Consider the following 13,889-nt stretch of genomic DNA (forward strand, 5'->3'; position numbering starts at 1 on the left):
GCAGACGACCCACGGATCGCACGCATCTACCTGCGATCTGGCGTGTCCTGCTCACCATGTGCTCCACGATCCGGGCTCTGGTCCGCTGGCGGACGGGCGGTAGCCGCCCAGTTCAGGCGATTCGGCCACTGTGCACACCCGCCTTGCAAAAGCGGGTGTCTAGTGTGTGGGCTCCCAGATGTGGTGGAACCCGACCACGCCGCGACCCATGCACACGTTCGCCGGGCGGTCCTGCCTCGTGCGGCACACGACGCATCGGGGCGTAGTGAAGTGCGCGACCAGCTCGCGGATGAGCCGCCTCATCCTGCGGCCCGCCCGTCGACCATGCGGCGCAGGCTGTCCACCACGGACGTGTCCCTGCCCCGCTCGTGGGCGATCCGCTCGACGACGGCGAGCACGTCGGCCACCAGGTAGACCGCGTGGCCACGCACCCGCACGGCGTTCCCGTACTTGTCCTCGACGGCCTCGATCAGGTGCCGCGACGCGTAGTCACGGACCCTCGACGCCGTGACGTCCAGGCCGAGGCCGGCCAGCGCACGGGCGCAGTCGGTCGCGCCCAGCTGCAGGCCCGTGGTCAGGCCGAGCAGGTGCGCGCGACGCTCGGCCAGCTGGTAGATCCAGCCGCACCGCGGGCACGTGAACTCGGGCCGGCTCTCCACCGCATACAGCTCCTCGGTGCACCGGACCTCCGACCCGTCGTCGACGCCGATGTGCCCGACGCACGGACCGAGGTAGACACGGTCCGGCGGGCGGTCGACGACGCGGGCCGCCTGGCCGAGCACGGCGAGCAGGTACTCGACCCGCTCGGCGCCCTCGTGGTGCGCGCGCAGGAACGGCACCTGCCGGGCTAGCCATGGGCCGATCGCCCGGTCGCTGTTGAACGCCTGGAACTGCTCGCGCTCCTCGGCGATCCGGTCGGCCGCCGTGGTCAGCGCGGTCAGTAGCTCGGCCCGGGCGTCGCCGGCTCTCCGGTTGAACGGCACCGGGGCCTCGTCGGGGTTGCCCGTCGACGTCGAGCCGACGGAGAACCGCTGGCCCTTGGCGTGTGCGTCCTCGAGCGCGTTGAGGAGCGAGCTCACGCCGAGGAGCTCGAGCGCGAGCAGGTCAGCGTGCCACCCGCACACCACCATCCCGGGCGGCACGAGCTGCTGACACCGACCGTTCCCTACCTGGCATCTGGACAGATTCACGATGCTTCCCCCAGTTCTTCGATCTCAGTTACCTGGGTGTTCGGCCCAGGTCTGCCCTTCCCACCACGCTTGCCCCGACGTCGACGACGCCCTGTAGGCGCACCAGTAGGTGACTCCAACCCATCCCGTCCCGACCCGGCAGAACTAGTTCTGTCGACCTGGGATGTCGACTTCGGGGGCGACTTCTGCGGCTCCTGTGCGGGCGTAGGCGCCTCAGGTGCGTCGACGGGCGCCAGACGGGCTGCCGGGGGCGCTACGGGTCGCACAGCCTGATCAGGGCGTGCGTTACCTGCTGCTGCCACCGTGGCGCTCTCGTCGTCGCTCCGGACGTTCACCCGGACCGGCCAGCCGTTGTCCGTGAGGAACTTCGCCGTCCACTTGCCATAGTTCGGGATCACCGGGGCGTCCCGGATCTTGTGGTTGTCGTCCCACAGCTCGACGTTGTTCTTCCGGCCGCTGTTGCAGCCGAGGCACGTGACCACGAGCGTGTCGACCGTGCCGGGCTCGCCCGGGCGCAGGTGGTCCATGGTCGCGGTCCGGTTGGACTTCTTGCCGCGGTACATCACCAGGACCCCGCAATACCTGCAGTTATCGCCGTCGCGGCGCTTGACTGGCACGGTGAGTGCGGGGTCCCTGGTGTCGTTGCGTTGCTGCCGTTCCCACTCGATCTCCTGGCGCAACCGGATGTGGATGAACTCGGGGTCCTGGATCAGCGTCCATGCGCGGATCCCGTTCCCGGTGGTCGTCTCGGTCAGCAGTCCAGCCGCGACGCAGAGACGCACCAGCTCTTCCGTACGGGTGCCGCCCAGCATGTAGGCGGTCCCCGCGTCGATCACGTAGTCCGTGAGGTGCGCGGCCGACTGGAACGCGCTCCTCATGAGCCACCCGAATACCTCGTTCACCGTGCGCTCATCGGCGCCTGGTGCCCCCTGCAGCTGGATCAGCGCTGGGTATGTTGCGGCACTGTCGCCGGCACGAGTCCATGGCACTCGGGTGTCTCCTGTCGATCATGTGGTGGGCAGTGCGTAGTGGCGCGCGGCGGTCCGCGCGCGGGTCTCGAACGGTCAGCGAGCGCCGAGGGCATCTAGGCCGCCTCCTTGTGTGCTGCTCGGTATGCGAGGGCCGCGAGGACCCATGCCAGGTGATCAGTGAGCTGGTGGGCGGCGAGGCGCGTGGTGGCGGCCTCGCGGGTGTCCTGCTCGCCGTAGGCCGGGAGCATGTGGCTGGGGCAGAGATGGCAGGACCAGAACCAGCCGGGCGCGAGCGCACGGACGAAGCCGGCCGTACGGTTACGGCCGACTTCGCCCGGTGCTCGGGTGGTGCGGATGGTCACCTCTTGGTCTCCTGGGCGGCCACAACGGAGGTCCACGTGCCGTGTGCGAGGTGGAGCACGGTGTACTTCCCGTCGGAGAACCGCAGGTCACCCGACGGGCCGACGGCGATCGCCTCGGCCGAGACGCGGACCTGCGGTGGCGTCGATGAGGGCGACGTCCGCAGCAGTTCGACGCCCGGCGCGGGCGGGCCGAGGTAGACGCCGGCGTTGTGTGCGATCTGGACTACCCACCGTTCAGCCACTGTGCACCGCCGGAGTCTCGCCGCACGCGGGGCAGACGAAGCCGATGGGCGCGGCCGGCGGGCGGCCGAGCTGGCACACGATGACCGTGCCGTCCGTGTCGCGGGCGACATGGCCCGGGTCGTGGCCAGCGAAGCGGGTGCACACGAGCGGGAAGGCGTCGGCGCGTCGGCCGCGGTAGAAGATCGGGGCGCCGCAGTACTCCGCCTCCACGGCGCCGCCGTCGTCGTCGGGCACGATCGCCGCCGTGAGGCCCTCGATCGAAACCGCGAGCCGGTCGAGAGCCGCGATGATCTCGGGCTGCACCAGGATCACGGGCGGCAGCGGGGTCGACACGCCCGCGGGCCCCTTGGGCGGGCGCTGAGGGTCGTTGCTCGGCGTGGTCACGATCAGGCCCCCGTGGTCTTGAAGGGACCGAGTACCCGGCCGTCGAAACCGACAGGCCGGCCGTAGATGAAGTCAGCGAGGCCGCCCGTTCGCACTACGGTCTCGACCTCGGGACGCTCGAGGCCGAACGCGTCGGCGGCCATGCGCACCAGCTGCTTGCCGGCGTGCTGCGCGGCCGGGGCGTCGGCCGTGTTGGCGACGTCGCGGACCGCGTCGAGCAGGGCCTCCTGCAGCGGCGTGAGCTCGACCGGCTCGGCGTCGTGCGCGTCGGCCTTGGCCTGCAGCTCGTCGGCACGGGCGGCGAGCCGGTCGAGGTCCCAGCCATCGACGGGGCCGGCGCTGCTGGCCGCGATGTCCCGCAGGGCGTCGGCGAGCCGGGGCGCAGGTGTGGGGGTGGTCTGGTCAGTCATCAGTGGTGTCTCCAGGGGTCTCGGTGTTCTCGGTCTCGTCCGGATCGGTGCCGGCCTCGATCGCTGCCAGGTCGTTGATGACAGCGAGCGCCGCCTCGATCTCGGCCAGCTCGGCGATCTGGGCCTCGTGCTGCTTCTGCAGCCGGGCGATGTCGTGCTCGGTTGTCGCGGCGTTGGACCGCAGGATTCCGAGGCGCTTGGACAGGTAGCTGTGCGTGGTGCTCATCCGAGGAGTCCCGTCGCGAGCGCGGCCAGGCCGGCGCCGGCGAGGACGGCGAGTACCGAGCCGAGCAGGATCGCGAGCAGACCGGGGTCCGCTTCGCCCGCCTCGGCGGCGGTTCCGTCCGGGAGGCCTTGCACGTTGCCGCACGGCACGCACTGTGCCCGGCGCGGGAAGCCGTCCTGTGCGGGACCTGCCCGCCACCCGACCCACCGATCGCTGCCGCACCGCGAGCAGCGCCACACCGCGGGCGCCTCGGTGGCTTCGAGGAGCAGTGCGGCGTGTAGAACGGCGCCCACGAACTGCGGTATCGATGGGTGGTCGGCCGGGTTCACCCCGAGGAACGGCTGCCGCCCAGCCCAGGCGTACTCGGCGCGAACGACAAACTGCGGCAGGTCGATGGCGGCGATCGCCGCCGTGAGGGCGGTGCGGGCCATGTGCTGCCAGAACGTGCGGATCGCGCGTTCGGGCGTGAGGGTCTTCTCGACGCCGAGCCGCTTCGTCTCGTCGTCGCGCAGCGCTGCAGCCGCGGCCTCGATCGGGGTCGGGTCAGCCACGGTTCATCGGTCCTTCCGGGGGGTCTCGTCGTCGTCGGCCCGGGTGCGGGCTGGCGTGGTGCCGTAGCGGGCAGCAGCTGCACGACGGCGGGCGGCCTCGGTGCGCTTCTCGCGCCGACGGCGGCGGGTGTGGGATCGGGCGGTCATGGTGCGGTGCTCCTAGGTCGATCGGTGTGGGTGGCGCGGTGGTCGGCCCATGCGGCCGGGGTGACGTGCTGCACGACGGGCCCGCGGGGCTTCTGCGAGGCCCGCGTGGGCCGGATCGGCACGAGCGCCTTGCAGGGCCCGCACCAGAGCCGGACCACGTGCGGTGCCGGCTCCTCGGTCGGCGCCGTCACAGGTCCCGCCAGGAGATCGGCATCGGTACGCGGGTCTCGCAGGTGTTGCACACGGTCGTCTTGAGGCCTACGGCGATCTCCTTCGCCACGTTGGCGTCGGTGATGCGGCGGCAGACGTCGCAGGCGAAGACCTGGTGCCCGCACGGCGGGCAGGTCGCCCACCGTGCGGGGTCCGGGCATCCGCGCGGCACCCTCGAGCACGGCACCTCGGCGAGGAGGTCGACCTGCGGCAGCGCGAGCACGTCAGGGTCGATCTGGGCGACCAGGTGCGCGTCGTTGATCCGGATCCAGGGCATCAGTCGTCTCCGTCCGTGTAGTGGTCGAAGTCGCCGTAGTCGGGCGCGGGCGTGCGGCGGGTGGCCGCGCACACCGCGTGGTGGATCAGGGCCGGGACCTCGGTCGGGTCCGGGGTCTCGCCGCGGCGCAGCTGCCGGCACGTCTTGCGGCCGGCAGACAGCGCGTGCGACGCGGGGACGTCGCCGTGGTAGGTCGGGTACCCGGTGACGAGCGGGACGTACGTCGTCGTGCGGGTCGGGATGTCGGCGAGCAGGCGCACGAGGCGGATCTGCTCGCCGCAACCGTTAGCGCACAGCACGGTCTCGAACGGTGACCGCGACGTCTTGAGCGTCCGTGTCATCGGGCATCACCCCGACGTGCCCTAACGGTTAGGGCGACGTGTGCGGCGAACGCGTCGAGCACGTCGTCGGGCGCGATCGCCACTAACCGTTCGAACGCCGTCCGCGCGGCGTCGTCCTTAACTGTTACGGCGTCGCGGGCGTGGTTCCACGCGGACTTGCACTTCGTCGTGCAGTAGAGCTTGCCCGCGCGGCGCCCCGTGAACGGCTTGCCGCACTGCCGGCAGGTGCCCGTGAACGGCACGGGCGCCGTCACGCTGCGTGCTCCGCGTTCACGTAGGCGTCGATCGCGGCAGTCCGGACCGCCGCGGTCTCGACCAGGTAGGCCAGGCGCTCGGGCGCGGTGCGCATGTTCGGCGCGATCGCGTACCAGACAGCGGCCTCCTCGAGGTCGATCTCCGCGCGGCCGACGGCGAGCCCGTGCCGGGCGTGGGACCAGAACCGGTGTGCGTCGAGCGCGAGCGCCGGCCGCAGCTCCGGGTGGTCAGCCGACGGGCCCAGGACGATCGGGCGGGCCTCGAGCGGGGCGACCCACGTCAGGCCGACAGGGTGCGGGCGGTCCTCGTCAGGGACGGCGGCGACGTCGACGACGTCGACGGGCAGGGTCGGCGCCGCGGCGCCGCCCAGGGGGCACACGTGCCCCTCGTCGATGTCGTAGAACTCCTTGCAGATCTGGCAGCGCACCTTGCCGTAGCGGGTCGTGGGGATGGTCGGGTTCATCAGCGGTGCCCTCCCTTGAGGGTGTGGACGATGTAGTGGGCGACGGCGAGCGCGAGTAGCGCGACCGTGAGCCAGAGCAGGACATGAGGCACGAGCTCGCCGGCGTTCATGCCGGCACTGCCGAGATGGTCGGGGTCGGGCCCGGGGCGGGCGCCGGCTCGGGCGTCGACGGCGTGAGCGCGGACACCGCGAGGCTGGCTGCGACGCAGAGCGCCAGGCCGATACCGACGCCGGTCGCGATCGCCGCGGCGTCGCCCGGGCGGCTCACTGCTCACGCTCCGGCGCGCAGTCGGCGACGGCGGCGTCCGTCGTTGCGTGGGCGGTCGCGAGGTCGAGCCGCGTCTGCTGCTCGTCGCGGCGGGCGGTGTCGAGGATCTCGGCGGACCGGATGATCGCGTCGGGGTCCGCGGACAGCGTGACCTCGGCGAGATCGGCCGCGGCGTGGTCGACGTTCTCCTGCGCCTCGGCCAGGTGCTCGACGCGGGCGCGCTCGGCCTGCAGCTCGGCCTCGATCTCGCGGCACGCCGGCGCGGCGTCGTGCGTGATGGTCTCGGTGATGGTCGCGGGCTCGTCGAGCCAGAACCCGAGGGCGACGCCACCACCACCAACGCCCGCGGCGCCCACGACGTACAGCGCGGCCAGCCCGAGCAGTACCGGCGCCGGCGGGCGCTCGAACTTGCGGCGCATCAGATCCACCCCATCCCGCGGGCGACGGGCCCGACGACGATCGCGGCCGTCGCCACACCGAGCACGGTGCCGGTCAGGACCTCGAGGGTGGCCTTGCGGGCGACCTCCGCGACCTGCCAGAGGCGGAGCGGGATGCGGCGGCGCTGCCGGGGCAGGAGCTCCTGCAGCGGGCGGGTGACGAGCGGCGCCCCGTTGCGGGTCAGACGCTCGACGAAGTGCTTGTGCATGCGGTCGGCTGGCGGCTGGTCCCGCGGGGGCCGGTGGGTGAGGCTCATCGGGTTACCTCTCGGAAGTCAGCGAGCGCCTGGCGGAGGCCTTCGCGTGCGGTGTCCCAGGCGTCCACGCCTGCGACGTCGAGGCCATCGCGCCTGTCGTCGAGCTCGTCGAACGCCAAGGCCTCCGCGATCACGCGGTGCCCGGCGTCCGCCTGGTCGAGCTGCACCAGGCTCGGCGTACCGCCCAGGGGCGGCGCGTGGCCGCGCTTGTGCTGCTCGATGTCCTCGGCGAACTCGTCGGGCTCGTCAGGGTCCGGGGTGCCGACGGCGGACACGCTGTAGTCGCAGTTGGGCTCGGGGCAGTCGTACGTGTCGACTCCGGTCGCCTCGGGCTCCTCGGCGGCCGCGTCCTCCGCCTCGTCCGGGACGTACACGACCGTGAGCTCGATGGATCCGTCGTAGTACGTGTCCGGGTTCGGGCCGAGGGCAACTACCGTCTTCGTGTGGCGACGCCCGGTGACCGGCAGGTCGTGCGTGAGCGCGTAGTCCTTCACGGCGTCTGCGCTGGTCACGGTCAGCTGAATGCCGAGGGGCAGCGTCGGGAACCTGACGCTCGCCGGCAGGCCGGCCGCCTCGAGGAAGTCCGCGAGCGCCCGCAGGCCCGCCGCGTAGTCCGCGACCGTGATGGTGCGGTCGTTGGTCGTCATCAGAGGACACCGCCCCGGTCACCCTCGGTGCGGACACGGGCGGCGATCTTGGCGTCGCGGAGGTCCATCGCGTCGAGCGCCTCGGCGTCGGTCAGGTCGGGCAGGGACGCGCCCGTGATCCGCTGCGGCAGCGGGCCCTCCTCGACGGAGCCCTTGGGCCACGGGTCGTTGGTGCTCATGCCCGGCCGCCCTTCGCGATGGCTGCGGCGCGGTTGGCGATGGCGCGCTGGCCGCCCTTGTCGCCGAGGTACGCGAGGGCGTCGAGCCAGAGCTCGGCCATCGTCGCGTCGCCGGCCAGGACCGAACGCCACCGCGCGGCCCAGACCTTCGCGCGGGCCTCCTTGATCGCGTCGTCCGGGTTCAGACCGTGGTCCTGCGCGGCCTCGAGCGCGGCCTTCGCCAGCGCGAGCGGCGTCGAGGTCGGTCCCACCTCCGGGGCCGGCGTGCTGGTCGTGATGCTGCTGTTCATGGGATGCTGTCCTCTCAGGGTCTGAGGTCCGCGCTGCTCTTGTCGGAGGTGCGGGCCTCGGGCTTTTTCTGTGGTCAGGCGGAGGTGCGGGCTTCGCGAGCTGCACGCCGGTCGGCGAGGTTCGTCACCGCGGCGGCCGCGATCTGGTGCTCGCACTTCTCGTTGTCGAGCCAGGCGTCCAGGCACTCCGGCCGGATCGTCCAGCGGCCCCCCTTGGCGCGCTGCTCGCCGTGGAGCTCCTTGCCCTCGAGGGCGCGGTAGAGCGTGATCTTGTGGACGCACGCGGCGGCGGCCGCGGCGCGGACGGTCAGTCGGGGGACCATAGAACCGCTCCTGTCACTTGCCTTGTGGCTGTCCATATGGCACGTCACGCAGCGCGCGTCGAGGCCTTCTGGGCCTCGAGGAGCGGGGCGACGTCGCAGTCCAGGACCTCGGCGACCGCGATCACCTCCGACACGAGCCACGGGCTACGGCCGGTCATCCGGCGCCACCACGTGCGGTCGGCGATGCCCGCTTCTGCGCCCAGCTCCTCGAGGTTGATCTTCGCCTCGGTCGCTGCGCCGCGGACGTTCTCCGCGATCGCTGCGTCGGCGTTCTGTATCGGCATGACTGGAACCTATGCCATATGGCAGACACTCTGCAACATGGCAGTGTGTAGAAGATGTGAAGGAGTCTGCCATATAGCCATGCGGCATGCGTGTGCGGCAGGATGGATGCCATGCCTACAGGAAAACGGCCTCCACCCACGCCCGAGGAGGAGCAGGTTGCCGCCCTGCTCCGCGCCGCCATGGCGGCGAAGATCCCGGCGTGGAACCAACAGGACCTCGCAGCCGCGACCGGTCTCGACGCGTCGGGACTCTCCCGCGCACTGCGCGCTAAGCGCGGCCTCACCGTCTATGAGCTGCTGAAGATTTCCTCAGCTCTTGGCGTCGCTGCGGGACGGGTCATAGACGATGCGCGGCGACTAGCGAGCGGCGGGCAACCCGACGTCGTTCAGCTCGTACCGCATGCCACAACTGTGACGGCCGAGGACATAGCCGCGGGCGTCGCCCTACCCCGGAGCGGACCGCGGCAGCGTCGTACCCAACCGAGTACCGACACTGTGGTGCAAAAGCACAGATGAGCGGGCAGGCTCGCACGGCCGGCGTTGGCACGTGGAGCGGATCGAGGCGGATATCGCCGGCCGCCCTGGCCTCCCAGTCCAGCAGCTCTGCCGTAGTGGGTGGAACCGATTCGAAGTTGTTTTTGTCCCCTGCGTCTGGCATGTCGGTAAGTGTGCAACCTACGCATTGCTTGCTTGGGGCAATTCAGCGGTTTACCCGATATGTATACCCGGGTGAATTCACTTCATATAGCGAAATGTCGCAATGTTACATGCACACGCATATTCCCTACTAGAGAGGAAGGTCAGCGATGGCATGGACAGACCAGCTCGCGAGCGGCAAGTACCGGGGCCGCTACCGCACTGCCGCCGGCGAGACCCGCAATGCCCCGGGCGGCCCATTCGTACATAAGCGCGAGGCGCAGCTTGCAGCCGCCGCTGCCGAGGCCGAGTCCCGGTCGCTCGGCTGGCGTGACCCGCGGGCGGGCGGCCGCACGTGGCGCGAGTGGTGCGAGACCTGGTGGCCGAGCCGCACCGTCGGTACCGAGACCGAGCGGTCCGACCGTGGTCGCCGCGACAACTACCTCATGCCGCGGTGGGGTGACACACGGCTGTGCGACATCACCCGCCAGGACGTGAAGGACTGGGCGGCAGAGCTGCGCGAGCCCTACAAGAATGCCAAGGGCATACAGACCACCCGGGCGAGCGCCTATGTCCGGCTGATCGTCGGCCTGTTCGCCGCCTCGCTGGCGGCGGCGAAGGACGCCGAGGTGCTGCCGACCAACGTCGCCGACAAGCTGAGGCTGCCCGGCACGCCGCCGGGGCAGGACCGGTACCTGACCCGGGACGAGGTCGGTCGGCTGCTCGCGAAGATGGAACCCGACGTCGCGGTCATCACGACGCTTCTGGTCAGCACGGGCATGCGGTGGGGTGAGCTCGCCGGCCTGCACCGCGCCCGTGTCCACCTCGACCGGAGGGTGATCGACGTGGTCGAGGCGTTCAGCTCCAAGGCGTACGAGATGAAGCCCTACCCGAAGGGCAAGAAGATCCGCACCGTGCCGATCGCGGAGTGGGCGGACCTGACCGCGCTGGAGTACGTCCTCGGCGCCACCGACTGCGGCTACACGCACACCCAGGGGCACTGCCCGGGGCCGCTGCTGCTCACGAACGAGGACGGCTTCGTCCTGAGCCACAGCCGCTACTCGGAGGCGTTCCGAGCCGCGGTGAAGGCCGCCAAGCTCGGCCACGTGCGCCCGCACGACCTGCGGCACACGTACGCCAGCTGGCTCCTGCAGGGCGGCCGCAAGCTCGAGGAGGTCGGCAAGCTGCTCGGTCACGCCTCGACGTCGACCACCCAGCGGTACGCACGGCTGACCGAGCTCGCCTCGCAGGAGGTCCTCGCCGCCCTCGGCCCAGCGCCGACGACCACTCCCCCGCCCGCTCCCGAGCCCATCGTCGAGCCGGTCGACGAGCTCGCCGCCCTGCGTGCGCGCCGCACTGCGAGCGCCTGAGGGTTGCGCCATGGCGCAGAAATGGCGCAGCCAGCCGCTAAACCATGTGCATTCAAGTTTTACCTTGACCCCTTGCGAGGGTCCAGGATCGTTGATATCTCGCCGTTCTGGATAGTCAAGTTTCTTTACGCTAACTCATGCTAAACGTCGCTGGACGCACTCATAATCTCTCGGTCACAGGTTCAAGTCCTGTACGGGGCACCAGAGGCCCGGAATCCCGCCGATTCCGGGCCTCTCTGCTTTCGTTACATGGTGCCGACCCAGCGGAAACCCAGCGCTATCACGCGCCGAACTGCTCCAGGATTTCCCGGTGGTCCGGGCCGACTGCGGCCGTCATGATGTAGTGCCTCGCCGTAATCGCCGAGTCCGAGTGCCCGAGCTGTGCCGCCGCTGCCGCGATATCGGCACCACGGTCTACCGCCGTGCCGACGCTCTTGCGGAACGTGTGCGGGGTGATCCAGGACCACTCCGAGTGCCGCTCGCGGAACTTGCGCCACTGCTTATCGACCGTCGTCACCTCACGGAGACCCCGCGCCGAGGGGAACACGAGGTCAAGCTCCCCCGGCGGAACCTCGGCCGCTCGCCTTTCGAGCATCGTCATCGCGAACTTGGGCACCAGGTGACCGCGCGACTTCTTGCCCTTCGTGTTGTCCTGCCGGAACAGGCGAACACCCTGCTCGCGGACCAAGGACCTGCACAAGGACCTCAAAACCAAGCGATTCTCGACCATCGTCGCCTGCAAGGCAGCTCTGGTGCGCATGAAGCACGCCGAGTTGGCGGCTCGTAACGTGCCAGGTGGGTTCTGGGTAGCGACCACTGACCCGGCCGCAGCGGAGCATGCACTCACAGGGGAGGTCCCGCTCTCAGAGGTTCGTCAGGTGGCGGCACTGAGCGACGGTGCGGCCCGCGCCGTCGATCCGTTCGGCCTCTACGACTGGCCCGGCGCGCTTGACGTTCTGCGGGAGTCGGGCCCAGGTGGACTGATCCGCCAGGTAAGGGACGCCGAGGCCAGCGATCCCGAGGCGACACGATGGCCACGAAACAAGCTCTCGGACGACGCGACTGCGGCGTACTGCACCGCCCTCTAGCCGGACGCACTGAGGCCCCGCCCGTCAGGGCGGGGCCTCAGTGCTTGGCCATATGGCGCGAGCCCCGGGTCAGGCGGCGTGTTCGGAGATGATGCGCCGGAGGTACTTCGAGACCGACACGCCTTCGGCGGCAGCTCGTGCGGCGACCTTGTCTCGGACGTCGCGGGGCAGGGTCACCGACACCTTCGGTGAGTGCTCTTCTTCGCCGCTGAGCGAGTAGCCGCCTCGGTGGAGGTTCCGCAGGCGCTGCGAGACGCGCTCAGTGGTGGCTTCAATCTGCTCGTCGGTCATCCCGCCGGAGTGGTCCTTGCCCGGCTCCTCCGGCCTGCGCGTGTACTTGGTCATCGTGTTCATCCTTCCTCGGTGAACGTCTGCTGGAACCGCTGGGCGCGCGTGATGACGAGTAGGTCTGGCTCGTCGTCGGCGAGGTGCCCGATCACTTCCCATCGGCCGCCTTGCCCGTCGTCGCCGAGCCAACCGAGCCAGGTTCGTCCGTCTTCCTCGAACCGGATCGGGTCGTGCTGGCTCATGACCTCCTCCACGAGTGACCAGTCGAAGCCCTTGGACCGTTTCCGTGCCGTCCGCCCCACCACGTATTCCACTTCCTCAGTATGGCGGCGATACCCGAAGAGTCAAGCGGGTATAGGCGCGATACTGGAAGAGGTGAGGTGCGCATGGTGAGCGCGGTCGGGCGGGTGTCCGAAGCGTGCCCAGCGGAAACCCATCGAAATGACCGGCATCGAGTGCGCACCTATGGTCACCTTCAGCACCAGCGTCAGCCGCCCCGTCGCACCGATTGGCAAGCTATGGCACCCAGCGGCTATCTGGTGAGAACGGGCGTCTCATAATCTCTCGGTCACAGGTTCAAGTCCTGTACGGGGCACCAGAGGCCCGGAATCCCGCCGATTCCGGGCCTCTCTGCTATCGCCGCGCTGCCGCTGCCGAATGCGAGTCCCACACAGGCCGCCCGCAGCGCCGAGTGCCATTTCCTGGCTTTGACCAGCGGATTTAGGTACGTTGCGGCACATCATTCGAGATGAGCTCCGGGACGAGGGCCATGACGCAGCTGCACAAGACCTTTCGCGCCATCGACGGCGGTGACGGCAGCGACGGGCGCTGGTCCGCCCACATCCGGACGCTGTGGCCGGCCGCGGAAGGCTGGTTGACCGACGACGGACGGACTCCGGACGGCGCGGTACGTGCCCGGAGGATGTTCGACGAACACATGCCCGAGCTGGCACCCCTCTTGGATCGCCTCGCGGGCCAGCTGAACCGGCCGAACGCCGAGACCCTTCTCGCCATGAACGCCATCCGGCCGTTCTTCTCCGGGTGCACCCAGACCGGGGGAAACGGCAGGCTGCTGCGCAACTACGACTTCCCGCTCGCGCAGTGCGAAGGCACCATCGTCCGCTCCGACTTCCTACGCCCGGTCATCGGCATGCAGGAGGGCGGTTGGGGGCTGCTGGACGGCATGAACGACGCCGGCCTCGCGGTCTCGCTCACCTTCGGCGGGCGCATGACCCAGGGACCGGGCTTCGCGATAGTCATAGTGCTGCGGTACCTGCTCGAGACCTGCGACACCGTGACCGAAGCTGTCGAGCGGCTCAGGACGATCCCGGTCATGGTTCCGCAGAACGTGACGCTGGTCGACGCCGAGCGCGCGACGACCGTCTACGTGGGCCCGGACATCGAGCTGACCGAGGCCCCGGACGCCTGTGCCGCCAACCACCAGCATCTGCCGGTGTCCGACGAGGACGAGCGCGGCTCCCGTACCCAGGAGCGGCTGGCCGCCATCCGCGAGTCGGGCGCGGACGTGTCGGCGATGCTTCGTCCGCCGCTGTATCGCCCGGGGTTCGACGAGGGCTGGGGAACCGTCTACACGGCGGACTACCAGCCGGGCGAGGGGCAGGTGACCTACCACTGGCCGGGTCAGGTCTGGGAGCAGTCCTTCGACCGCTTCACGTCGGGGACCCGGTCCATAGCCTTCGGGAACCAGTAGTAGGCGAACTGCCGGGCCGGCAGGCGCCGACGGCTGCGGGCGGCTTCCCGGGATGCGTTCTCGCATCCTCCAGAAACCGCC

At 70.0% G+C, this 13,889-nt stretch carries 28 protein-coding genes; 4 read left to right on the top strand and 24 right to left on the bottom strand.

Features of this window, described 5'->3' with window-relative positions:
* Positions 1-299: 299 nt before the first annotated feature.
* The 21 genes from AB0F70_RS15990 to AB0F70_RS16090 all read right to left on the bottom strand — a co-directional run bounded on the left by AB0F70_RS15990 (position 300) and on the right by AB0F70_RS16090 (position 8,715).
* Positions 300-1,190, bottom strand: coding sequence for a hypothetical protein (locus AB0F70_RS15990; RefSeq protein ID WP_357449782.1), 891 nt, complete (start codon positions 1,188-1,190; stop codon positions 300-302).
* Entirely contained in the window at positions 1,187-2,092 is a 906-nt protein-coding gene (locus AB0F70_RS15995) for a hypothetical protein (RefSeq protein ID WP_357449785.1), read from the bottom strand. The genes AB0F70_RS15990 and AB0F70_RS15995 overlap by 4 nt, the downstream gene beginning before the upstream one ends.
* Positions 2,093-2,274: 182 nt before the next feature.
* Positions 2,275-2,523, bottom strand: coding sequence for a hypothetical protein (locus AB0F70_RS16000; protein WP_357449788.1), 249 nt, complete (start codon positions 2,521-2,523; stop codon positions 2,275-2,277).
* Positions 2,520-2,765, bottom strand: coding sequence for a hypothetical protein (locus AB0F70_RS16005; RefSeq protein ID WP_357449791.1), 246 nt, complete (start codon positions 2,763-2,765; stop codon positions 2,520-2,522). Before AB0F70_RS16005 ends, AB0F70_RS16000 begins: the two co-directional genes overlap by 4 nt.
* Complete coding sequence (locus AB0F70_RS16010) at positions 2,758-3,150, bottom strand: hypothetical protein (RefSeq protein WP_357449794.1); 393 nt, start codon at positions 3,148-3,150, stop codon at positions 2,758-2,760. The genes AB0F70_RS16005 and AB0F70_RS16010 overlap by 8 nt, the downstream gene beginning before the upstream one ends.
* A gap of 2 nt (positions 3,151-3,152) precedes the next feature.
* Positions 3,153-3,560, bottom strand: coding sequence for a hypothetical protein (locus tag AB0F70_RS16015; RefSeq protein ID WP_357449797.1), 408 nt, complete (start codon positions 3,558-3,560; stop codon positions 3,153-3,155).
* Complete coding sequence (locus AB0F70_RS16020) at positions 3,553-3,786, bottom strand: hypothetical protein (RefSeq protein ID WP_357449800.1); 234 nt, start codon at positions 3,784-3,786, stop codon at positions 3,553-3,555. The genes AB0F70_RS16015 and AB0F70_RS16020 overlap by 8 nt, the downstream gene beginning before the upstream one ends.
* A complete protein-coding gene (locus tag AB0F70_RS16025; RefSeq protein WP_357449803.1) occupies positions 3,783-4,337 on the bottom strand; it encodes a hypothetical protein in 555 nt (184 codons plus the stop codon). Before AB0F70_RS16025 ends, AB0F70_RS16020 begins: the two co-directional genes overlap by 4 nt.
* Before the next feature lie 3 nt (positions 4,338-4,340).
* On the bottom strand, positions 4,341-4,484 hold the full coding sequence (locus AB0F70_RS16030) for a hypothetical protein (RefSeq protein ID WP_357449806.1): 144 nt from the start codon (positions 4,482-4,484) through the stop codon (positions 4,341-4,343).
* A 187-nt stretch (positions 4,485-4,671) separates the two neighbouring features.
* On the bottom strand, positions 4,672-4,971 hold the full coding sequence (locus tag AB0F70_RS16035) for a hypothetical protein (protein WP_357449809.1): 300 nt from the start codon (positions 4,969-4,971) through the stop codon (positions 4,672-4,674).
* Positions 4,971-5,312 carry a hypothetical protein gene (locus AB0F70_RS16040; RefSeq protein WP_357449813.1) on the bottom strand — a complete coding sequence of 114 codons (342 nt, stop codon included), beginning with the start codon at positions 5,310-5,312 and terminating at the stop codon, positions 4,971-4,973. Before AB0F70_RS16040 ends, AB0F70_RS16035 begins: the two co-directional genes overlap by 1 nt.
* The gene (locus AB0F70_RS16045) at positions 5,309-5,566 is read right to left on the bottom strand and encodes a hypothetical protein (protein ID WP_357449816.1); all 258 of its coding nucleotides are present in this window, start codon (positions 5,564-5,566) and stop codon (positions 5,309-5,311) included. Before AB0F70_RS16045 ends, AB0F70_RS16040 begins: the two co-directional genes overlap by 4 nt.
* The gene (locus AB0F70_RS16050; protein ID WP_357449819.1) at positions 5,563-6,030 is read right to left on the bottom strand and encodes a hypothetical protein; all 468 of its coding nucleotides are present in this window, start codon (positions 6,028-6,030) and stop codon (positions 5,563-5,565) included. The genes AB0F70_RS16045 and AB0F70_RS16050 overlap by 4 nt, the downstream gene beginning before the upstream one ends.
* A 106-nt stretch (positions 6,031-6,136) precedes the next feature.
* On the bottom strand, positions 6,137-6,298 hold the full coding sequence (locus tag AB0F70_RS16055; RefSeq protein WP_357449822.1) for a hypothetical protein: 162 nt from the start codon (positions 6,296-6,298) through the stop codon (positions 6,137-6,139).
* On the bottom strand, positions 6,295-6,717 hold the full coding sequence (locus AB0F70_RS16060; protein ID WP_357449825.1) for a hypothetical protein: 423 nt from the start codon (positions 6,715-6,717) through the stop codon (positions 6,295-6,297). Before AB0F70_RS16060 ends, AB0F70_RS16055 begins: the two co-directional genes overlap by 4 nt.
* Complete coding sequence (locus AB0F70_RS16065; protein WP_357449828.1) at positions 6,717-6,992, bottom strand: hypothetical protein; 276 nt, start codon at positions 6,990-6,992, stop codon at positions 6,717-6,719. The genes AB0F70_RS16060 and AB0F70_RS16065 overlap by 1 nt, the downstream gene beginning before the upstream one ends.
* Positions 6,989-7,639 (bottom strand): hypothetical protein, encoded by a 651-nt coding sequence (locus tag AB0F70_RS16070; RefSeq protein WP_357449831.1) that lies wholly within the window; start codon positions 7,637-7,639, stop codon positions 6,989-6,991. Before AB0F70_RS16070 ends, AB0F70_RS16065 begins: the two co-directional genes overlap by 4 nt.
* Entirely contained in the window at positions 7,639-7,818 is a 180-nt protein-coding gene (locus AB0F70_RS16075) for a hypothetical protein (protein WP_357449834.1), read from the bottom strand. The genes AB0F70_RS16070 and AB0F70_RS16075 overlap by 1 nt, the downstream gene beginning before the upstream one ends.
* Complete coding sequence (locus AB0F70_RS16080; protein ID WP_357449837.1) at positions 7,815-8,108, bottom strand: hypothetical protein; 294 nt, start codon at positions 8,106-8,108, stop codon at positions 7,815-7,817. Before AB0F70_RS16080 ends, AB0F70_RS16075 begins: the two co-directional genes overlap by 4 nt.
* A 74-nt stretch (positions 8,109-8,182) precedes the next feature.
* A complete protein-coding gene (locus AB0F70_RS16085) occupies positions 8,183-8,431 on the bottom strand; it encodes a helix-turn-helix domain-containing protein (protein WP_357449840.1) in 249 nt (82 codons plus the stop codon).
* Between the two features lie 44 nt (positions 8,432-8,475).
* Positions 8,476-8,715, bottom strand: a complete 240-nt coding sequence (locus tag AB0F70_RS16090) for a hypothetical protein (protein WP_357449843.1) — start codon at positions 8,713-8,715, stop codon at positions 8,476-8,478.
* A 180-nt stretch (positions 8,716-8,895) separates the two neighbouring features.
* On the opposite strand from AB0F70_RS16090, the gene AB0F70_RS16095 reads away from it, so the two are divergent.
* Positions 8,896-9,231 (top strand): helix-turn-helix transcriptional regulator, encoded by a 336-nt coding sequence (locus AB0F70_RS16095; RefSeq protein WP_357450079.1) that lies wholly within the window; start codon positions 8,896-8,898, stop codon positions 9,229-9,231.
* Positions 9,232-9,521: 290 nt separating this feature from the next.
* Positions 9,522-10,721 (top strand): site-specific integrase, encoded by a 1,200-nt coding sequence (locus AB0F70_RS16100; RefSeq protein ID WP_357449848.1) that lies wholly within the window; start codon positions 9,522-9,524, stop codon positions 10,719-10,721.
* A gap of 280 nt (positions 10,722-11,001) precedes the next feature.
* Here AB0F70_RS16100 and AB0F70_RS16105 read toward each other — a convergent pair whose 3' ends face one another.
* Positions 11,002-11,409 carry a tyrosine-type recombinase/integrase gene (locus tag AB0F70_RS16105; protein ID WP_357449851.1) on the bottom strand — a complete coding sequence of 136 codons (408 nt, stop codon included), beginning with the start codon at positions 11,407-11,409 and terminating at the stop codon, positions 11,002-11,004.
* Between the two features lie 190 nt (positions 11,410-11,599).
* Here AB0F70_RS16105 and AB0F70_RS16110 point away from each other — a divergent pair, with 190 nt between their 5' ends.
* Positions 11,600-11,809: a hypothetical protein gene (locus AB0F70_RS16110; protein WP_357449854.1), complete on the top strand. Its 210-nt coding sequence runs from the start codon at positions 11,600-11,602 to the stop codon at positions 11,807-11,809.
* Between the two features lie 69 nt (positions 11,810-11,878).
* On the opposite strand, the gene AB0F70_RS16115 is transcribed toward AB0F70_RS16110, so the two are convergent.
* Positions 11,879-12,154 carry a ribbon-helix-helix protein, CopG family gene (locus AB0F70_RS16115; RefSeq protein WP_357449857.1) on the bottom strand — a complete coding sequence of 92 codons (276 nt, stop codon included), beginning with the start codon at positions 12,152-12,154 and terminating at the stop codon, positions 11,879-11,881.
* Between the two features lie 5 nt (positions 12,155-12,159).
* Positions 12,160-12,339, bottom strand: a complete 180-nt coding sequence (locus AB0F70_RS16120; RefSeq protein WP_357449860.1) for a hypothetical protein — start codon at positions 12,337-12,339, stop codon at positions 12,160-12,162.
* Between the two features lie 527 nt (positions 12,340-12,866).
* On the opposite strand from AB0F70_RS16120, the gene AB0F70_RS16125 reads away from it, so the two are divergent.
* Positions 12,867-13,808: a C45 family peptidase gene (locus AB0F70_RS16125; RefSeq protein WP_357449863.1), complete on the top strand. Its 942-nt coding sequence runs from the start codon at positions 12,867-12,869 to the stop codon at positions 13,806-13,808.
* Positions 13,809-13,889 lie beyond the last annotated feature (81 nt).

Source organism: Promicromonospora sp. NPDC023805, from assembly GCF_040639635.1.
Classification (GTDB): domain Bacteria; phylum Actinomycetota; class Actinomycetes; order Actinomycetales; family Cellulomonadaceae; genus Promicromonospora.